A 7848-nucleotide genomic window follows, 5' to 3' on the forward strand; every position below is an offset into this window, starting at 1 on the left:
GCTCGCCCATCGCCGGCCGTACCCAGGCGGAGACCGAAGGCCTCATCGGCTTCTTCGTCAATACGCTCGTGCTACGTGCGCGCGTGACGCCAGAGGACTCCTTCCGCCAGCTGCTTGCCCGGGTACGTGGCTCGACGCTCGCGGCCTACGAGCACCAGCACGTGCCCTTCGAGAAGCTGGTGGAAGCACTCCAGCCCGTGCGGGACACGAGCCGCAGCCCTCTCTTCCAGGTGATGTTCGTCCTGCAGAACGCACCTGGAGAGGCGCTGCGAGTGCCGGGCCTCACCTTCCGGCCGGCTGTCGCCGAGGGCCACTCCGCCAAGTTCGACCTCACCCTGACGTTGCAGGACTCACCGCAGGGCTTCACCGGATGGATGGAGTACAGCACCGCCCTCTTCGAGCGGAGCACCATCGAGCGGATGGCGGGCCACCTGCGCACGCTGTTGGAGGCCGTGGCCGCAAAGCCCGAGCAGCCCGTGGCGGAGCTGTCCCTGCTCTCCAGTGAGGAGCAGCAGCGCATCCTGGTGGAGTGGAATGACACGGCGGCTGTCAGCCCCACGGACATCCCCGTCCACGTCCACTTCGCCCGGCAGACCCAGCGCACGCCTGATGCAGTCGCACTGGTACTGGGCGAAGCAACACTGACGTATGCGCAGCTGGACGCACGCGCGAATCAACTGGCTCACCATCTGCGTGGCCTGGGCATCGTCCCAGGTGCACGCGTGGGCCTCGCCGTCGAGCGCTCCTTCGAGTTGGTGACGGCCTTGCTCGCCATCCTCAAGGTGGGCGCGGCTTTCGTCCCCATGGACCGCAATGCCCCCGTGGAGCGTATCGCCGCACTCCTGGAGGACGCGGACGTCAGCGTGACGCTCACGCACCAATCCTTCGCGTCCCTGCTGCCTGCTTCCGGCACCCGCGTCTGGCTGGATGCGCAGTCCGCTGAGATTGCTGCGCGGCCCACGCATGCGCCGGACATCCACGTGGACGGTGAAGCACTGGCCTACGTCATGTTCACCTCGGGCTCCACGGGCCGCCCCAAGGGCGTCTGCGTGCCCCACCGAGGCATCACCCGCCTGGTGCTCGGCAGCGCCTTCATGCGCTTCGGCGCGGACGAAGTCTGGCTCCAGGCGGCCCCTGTTGCCTTCGACGCGTCCACCCTCGAAATCTGGGGCGCGCTGCTGCATGGCGCGAAGCTCGTCCTCGCGCCGCCGCACTCGCTCTCACTGGAGGAACTGGCCGAACAACTGCGTCACCACCGCGTGACGTCACTCTGGCTCACGGCCGCCCTCTTCGAGCAGATGGCCCTGCATCAGGGCGAAGCGCTCGCGGGTGTCCGCCAGGTCCTCGCTGGTGGTGACGTGCTGCCCGCCTCCCGCGTGCGTGAGCACCTTGCTCGCCTGCCGGAAGGCTCCACGTTCCTCAACGGCTACGGCCCCACGGAGAACACCACCTTCTCCACGACGTACACCCTGCACCGCGACACGGTGGTCAACGGCACGGTGTCCATCGGCCGGCCGCTTACCAACTCCACGGTCTACGTACTCGACGCGCACCTGCACCCGGTGCCCGTGGGCGTCGCGGGCGAGGTGTACGTTGGAGGCCAGGGCCTTGCCTGGGGCTACCTCAACCGCCCCGACCTGACCGCGGAACGCTTCGTCCCGCACCCCTTCGCCTCCACTACGGGAGACCGCCTCTACCGCACCGGTGACAAGGCGCGCTGGAAGGCGGACGGAACGCTCGACTTCCTGGGCCGCGTCGACTTCCAGGTGAAGGTGCGCGGCTTCCGCATTGAGCTGGGTGAAATCGAAGCCGCGCTGCGCGCTGTCTCCGGTGTCAACGAAGCCGTCGTGGTGGCCCGGGGCGCGGACTCGGACAAGCGCCTCATCGGATACGTCACCGCTCGCACGGGCCACTCGCTGGACGCGGACACCCTCAAGGCGAGCCTCAAGCAGCGGCTACCCGAGTACATGGTGCCCGCCTCGCTCATGGTGCTGGACGTGCTGCCCCTCAACGCCAACGGCAAGGTGGACCGCAAGGCCCTGCCCCAGCCGGACGAGACCGCGCGCACCGCCGCCTTCGTCGCCCCGCGCACCGACACCGAGAAGCAGCTGGCCGCGCTCTTCGCCGAGGTCCTCCGGGTGGAGCGCGTGGGCCTCCACGACGACTTCTTCGCGTTGGGGGGACACTCCCTTCTGGCCACCCAGCTCGTCTCGCGCGTGCGGGCCACGCTGGGGTTGGAGCTGCCGCTGCGGGCCCTCTTCGATGCGCCGACCGTGGCCGCCCTCTCGCTGAAGCTCGCGGACGCGCGGCCCACGACGGTCCAGGGGGCTCCCGCGCTCCGGAAGTCGTCCCGCAGGGGCACCATTCCGCTCTCCTTCGCCCAGCAGCGCCTTTGGTTCCTGGATCAGCTCACGCCGGGGGACGCGTCGTACAACATCCCCACGGCGCTCCGGCTGAAGGGCCCCGTGGACGTGGAGTCGTTGCGCCGCGCCTTCGAAGCACTGGTCGCTCGCCACGAGTCCCTGCGCACCACCTTCCATGAGCACGAAGGACAGGCCACACAGCACATCCAGGCGCCGGATGCGTGGACGTTGTCGCGCGTGGACCTGAGCGCGCTGCCGGAAGCGCTGCGTGAAGCCGATGCCCAGCGCCGGCTCCTGAAGGAAGCGAACCTGCCCTTCCACCTGGAGCAGGGCCCGCTCCTGCGCACGACCCTGGTGCGGCTGGGCGAGGAGGACCACTTCCTGCTCGTGACGATGCACCACATCGTCTCCGACGGCTGGTCCATGGGCGTCCTCGTCCGGGAGCTGATCACCTTCTACGAGGCCTTCAGCTCCGGTCAGACGCCCACGCTGCCTCCGCTGCCCGTGCAGTACGCGGACTTCGCGGAGCGGCAGCGCCAGTGGCTCCAGGGCGAAACGCTGGACGCGCAGCTGGGCTACTGGAAGCAGCAGCTCGCGGGTGCCGCTTCCGCGCTGGAGCTGCCGACCGACTTCGCCCGCCCGGCCATCCAGTCCCACGCGGGTGCGGCCGTCTCCGTCCGGATTCCCCAGGCGACATCCGAAGTGCTCAAGGCACTGGCGCAGCGTGAAGGCGCCACGCCCTTCATGGTGCTGCTCGCGGCGTTCCAGGTGTTGCTGTCGCGCTACTCCGCGCAGGACGACGTCAGCGTGGGTTCACCCATCGCGGGCCGCACGCAGGAGGAGACCGAAGGCCTTATCGGCTTCTTCGTCAACACGCTCGTCCTCCGCACGCGCGTGACGCCGGAGGACTCGTTCCGCCAGTTGCTCGCGAAGGTGCGGGGCACGACGCTCGCGGCCTACGAACACCAGCACCTGCCCTTCGAGAAGCTGGTGGAGGTCCTCCAGCCCGTGCGGGACCCGAGCCGCAGCCCCCTGTTCCAGGTGATGTTCGCCCTGCAGAACGCGCCCACCAGCGACCTGCGGGTGCGGGGCCTCGCCTTCCAGCAGGTAACGACCGAGGGCCGCTCCGCCAAGTTCGACCTCAACCTGACGATGCAGGACTCGCCCCAGGGCTTCGTGGGTTCGCTGGAGTACAGCACCGCCCTGTTCAAGCACGGCACCGTGGAGCGGATGGTCCGCCATCTGGGCACGCTGCTGGAGTCCGTGGCCACGCAGCCCGACCAGCCCGTGGCGGAGCTGTCCCTGCTTTCCAGCGAGGAGCGCCAGCGCATCCTCGTGGAGTGGAACGACACGGCTGTCGAAAGCCCCACGGACGTCCCGGTCCACGTCCACTTCGCCCGGCAGGCCGAGCGCGCGCCGGACGCCATCGCCCTCGTCCTCGGAGGGGATTCGCTGACGTACGGGCAGCTGGACGCGAGAGCGAACCAGCTGGCCTGGCACCTGCGCGGCCTGGGCATCGTCCCGGGTGCGCGCGTCGGCCTCGCCGTCGAGCGGTCCTTCGAGCTGGTGGCGGCGACCCTCGCCATCCTCAAGGTGGGCGCCACCTACGTCCCCGTGGACCGCAACGCTCCGGTGGACCGCATCGCGTCGCTGCTGGAGGACGCGGACGTCCACTTCATCGTCACCCACCAGCCCTTCGCTTCACTGCTGCCGGCCACCGGCACGCGCGTCTGGCTGGATGCGCAGCGTGACATCATCGCCTCGCTGCCCACCCACGCTCCGGACGTCCGCGTGGACGGCGAGGCCATGGCCTACGTGATGTTCACGTCAGGCTCCACGGGCCGCCCCAAGGGCGTCTGCGTGCCCCACCGGGGCATCACCCGTCTGGTGCTCGGCAGCACCTTCATGCGCTTCGGGGCCGACGAGGTCTGGCTCCATGTCGCGCCGATCGCCTTCGACGCCTCCACGCTCGAAATCTGGGGCGCGCTGCTGAATGGCTCGAAGCTCATCCTGGCTCCGCCGCACTCCCTGTCGCTGGAGGAGCTGGCCGAACAGCTGCGCCACCACCGCGTGACGTCGCTGTTCCTGACGACCGCGCTCTTCGAGCAGATGGCCCTGCACCAGGGCGAGGTGCTCGCGGGCGTGCGCCAGATTCTCTCCGGTGGTGACGTGCTGCCCGCGGATCGCGTGCGGGAGCACCTCGCCCGGATTCCGGAGGGCGCCACCTTCCACGACGTCTACGGCCCCACGGAGAACACCACCCTCTCGACGGGCTTCGCCATGGAGCACGGCTCGCGCGTGGAGGGCGCCATCCCCATTGGCCGTCCGCTCTCCAACTCCACGGCCTACGTGCTCGACGCGCGCCTGAACCCGGTGCCCGTGGGCATCGCGGGCGAGGTGTACGTCGGAGGCCCCGGCCTGGCGTGGGGCTACCTGAATCGTCCGGAGCTCACGGCGGAGCGCTTCATCCCCCATCCCTTCGCCGCAACTCAGGGCGAACGGCTCTACCGCACGGGCGACCTGGCGCGCTGGCGGGAGGACGGAACGCTCGACTTCCTCGGCCGCGCCGACTTCCAGGTGAAGATGCGCGGCTTCCGCATCGAGCTGGGTGAAATCGAGACCGCCCTGCGCGCCGCCGCGGGCGTCAACGAGGCGATCGTCGTGGCCCGGGGCGCCGGCGCGGACAAGCGCCTCATCGGTTACGTCACGGCACGCGCGGGCCACGAGCTGACGCCGGATGACCTCCGGGCAGGCCTCAAGCAGCGGCTGCCCGAGTACATGGTGCCGTCTGCCTTCATGGTGCTGGACGCGCTGCCGCTCAACGCCAACGGCAAGGTGGACCGCAAGGCCCTGCCGGAGCCGGGGAACACGCCCCGGAGCTCCGTCTACGTCGCCCCGCGCACCGGCACAGAGAAGCAGCTCGCCGCGCTCTTCGCCGAGGTCCTTCGCGTGGAGCGCATGGGCCTCCACGACGACTTCTTCGCCATGGGAGGCCACTCGCTGCTGGCCACCCAGCTCGTCTCGCGCGTGCGCACCACCTTCCGCGTGGAGCTGCCGCTGCGGGCCCTCTTCGAAGCGCCCACCGTCGAAGGACTCGCGCCGAGGATTGAAGCGGCCCGGGCCACCGGACTCCAGGCCCCGCCCTTGCGTGCCCTGCCGCGCGGAGACGTGATTCCGCTGTCCTTCGCCCAGCAGCGCCTCTGGCTGCTGGATCAGCTCCAGCCGGGAGACATCTCGTACAACATCCCCACGGCCCTGCGGTTGACGGGCCCGGTGGACATGGAGTCGCTGCGCCGCGCGTTCGAAGCGCTGGTGGAGCGCCACGAATCGCTGCGCACCACGCTCTCCTCGGATCAAGAGGACCCGTCGCAGTGCATCCAGGAGCCCTCTGGCTGGGAGCTGGCCCTCATCGATCTGACCTCGCTCCCTGAAGCCCAGCGGGAGGAGGAGGCACAGCGCGCGGCGGCCACGGAGGCCCGGCGCCCCTTCCAGCTGGCCACGGGCCCGCTGCTGCGCAGCACGCTGGTGCGGCTGGGACAGGACTCTCACCTGCTGCTGGTGACGATGCACCACATCGTCTCCGACGGCTGGTCCATGGGCGTGCTCGTCCGGGAGGTGGCTGCCTTCTACGAAGCCTTCAGCACCGGCCAGACGCCTTCGCTCCCGCCGCTGCCCGTGCAGTACGCGGACTTCTCCCTGTGGCAGCGCGGATGGCTCCAGGGCGAGGCCCTGGAGGCACAGCTCGGCTACTGGAAGCAGCAGCTGGCGGGGGCTCCGTCCGCGCTGGACCTGCCCACGGACCGGCCGCGCCCGCCGGTGCAGTCACGCCGGGGCGCGACGGTGGACGTGCGCGTCTCTCCGGAGGTCTCGCAGGCGCTCAAGTCCCTGGCCCAGGCGGAAGGCGCGACGCCGTTCATGTTGCTGCTCGCGGCCTGGCAGCTGTTGCTGTCGCGCTACTCCACGCAGGACGACATCAGCGTGGGCACGCCCATCGCGGGACGCACGCAGGCGGAGACCGAAGGCCTCATCGGATTCTTCGTCAACACCCTGGTCCTGCGCGCCCACGTCCAGCCGCAAGAGACCTTCCGGGAGCTCCTGGCCCAGGTGCGCCGCACGACGCTCGCGGCCTACGAGCACCAGCACCTGCCCTTCGAGAAGCTGGTGGAGGTCCTCCAGCCCTCGCGAGACCTGAGCCGCAGCGCGCTCTTTCAGGCGATGTTCTCCCTGCAGAACACGCCCACCGAAACGCTTCGAGTGTCCGGGCTGTCCTTCCAGAGCGTCCCGGTGGACACCCGTGCATCGAAGTTCGACATCACGCTCACCCTCAGCGACTCGCCGCAGGGCTTCATTGGCGTGCTGACGTACGCGACGGACCTCTTCGATGCCTCGACGGTCCAGCGCATGGCTGGGCATCTGGGCGTGTTGCTGGAGGCCATCGCCGCGAAGCCGGAGGCGATACTCGCAAGCCTGCCGCTGCTCACCGCTCCGGAGCGGCAGCAGTTGCTCGTGGATTGGAATGGGCCTGGCGCGGAGTTCCCGCGCGACCTCTGCCTCCATGAGGCCTTCAGCGCCCAGGCCCTGCGCACGCCTGACGCCCTCGCCGTCATCTGCCGCGATGAACGCCTCACCTTCCGTGAGCTGGAGGTTCGCGCCAATCAGCTTGCTCACCGGCTGGTGAAGCTGGGCGTAGGCCCTGACGTACGCGTGGTGCTCTGCGTGGAGCGCTCCGTCGAAGCCCTCGTGGGTATCCTCGGTGCCCTCAAGGCCGGTGGCGCCTACGTCCCCATCGACCCCAGCTATCCACGTGAGTGGCTGGCCCACGTCCTTCAGGACACCAGTGCTCCGGTGGTGCTCACCCAGCAGCGACTGCGCGACTCACTGCCTCCGCACTCCGCGCACACCCTCTGCCTGGACTCCGACACCGCGGAGCTTCGTCTTGAGTCCCAGGACGCTCCGGTGACGTCCGTCACTCCAGAGCACCTGGCGTACATCATCTACACCTCGGGCAGCACCGGCCGTCCCAAGGGCGTGATGATTCAGCACCGCTCCGTGCTGAACCTGCGTGTCGCCCTCGCCGCCACCGTGCACGCGGATGCCCAGCCGGGAGAGCGCGTCAGCGTCAATGCGCCGCTCTCCTTCGACGCCTCCGTCAAGCAGCTCATCCAGGTGCTCGACGGCCACACGCTTTGCATCGTCCCCGACGAAGCCCGCGCCGACGTGGCCGAACTCGTCAACCGCATCGGCCAGGATGCGTTGGAAGTCCTCGACTGCTCGCCCGCGCACCTGCGCTTGCTGGTGGATGAAGGCCTGCTGGAGCGCCAGTCCATCCCCCGCCGCGTCCTCGTGGGTGGTGAGGCCGTGGACCCGGCCACCTGGCGCCACCTGGCCCAGGCCCCGCGTCCGCGCGTCTTCAACGTCTACGGCCCCACCGAGTGCACCGTCGACGCCACTGCCTGCGCTTTCGACGCCTCCCCCACTCCCACCA

General features: G+C 69.5%; 1 protein-coding gene. It reads left to right on the forward strand.

Features of this window, described 5'->3' with window-relative positions; genetic code table 11:
• On the forward strand, positions 1 to 7848 hold a 7848-nt coding region (locus D7X55_RS31370; protein WP_121724987.1), incomplete at both ends, for a non-ribosomal peptide synthetase.

This window comes from Corallococcus sp. AB049A (assembly GCF_003668885.1).
In the GTDB taxonomy this organism is placed as follows: Bacteria; Myxococcota; Myxococcia; order Myxococcales; family Myxococcaceae; genus Corallococcus; species Corallococcus interemptor.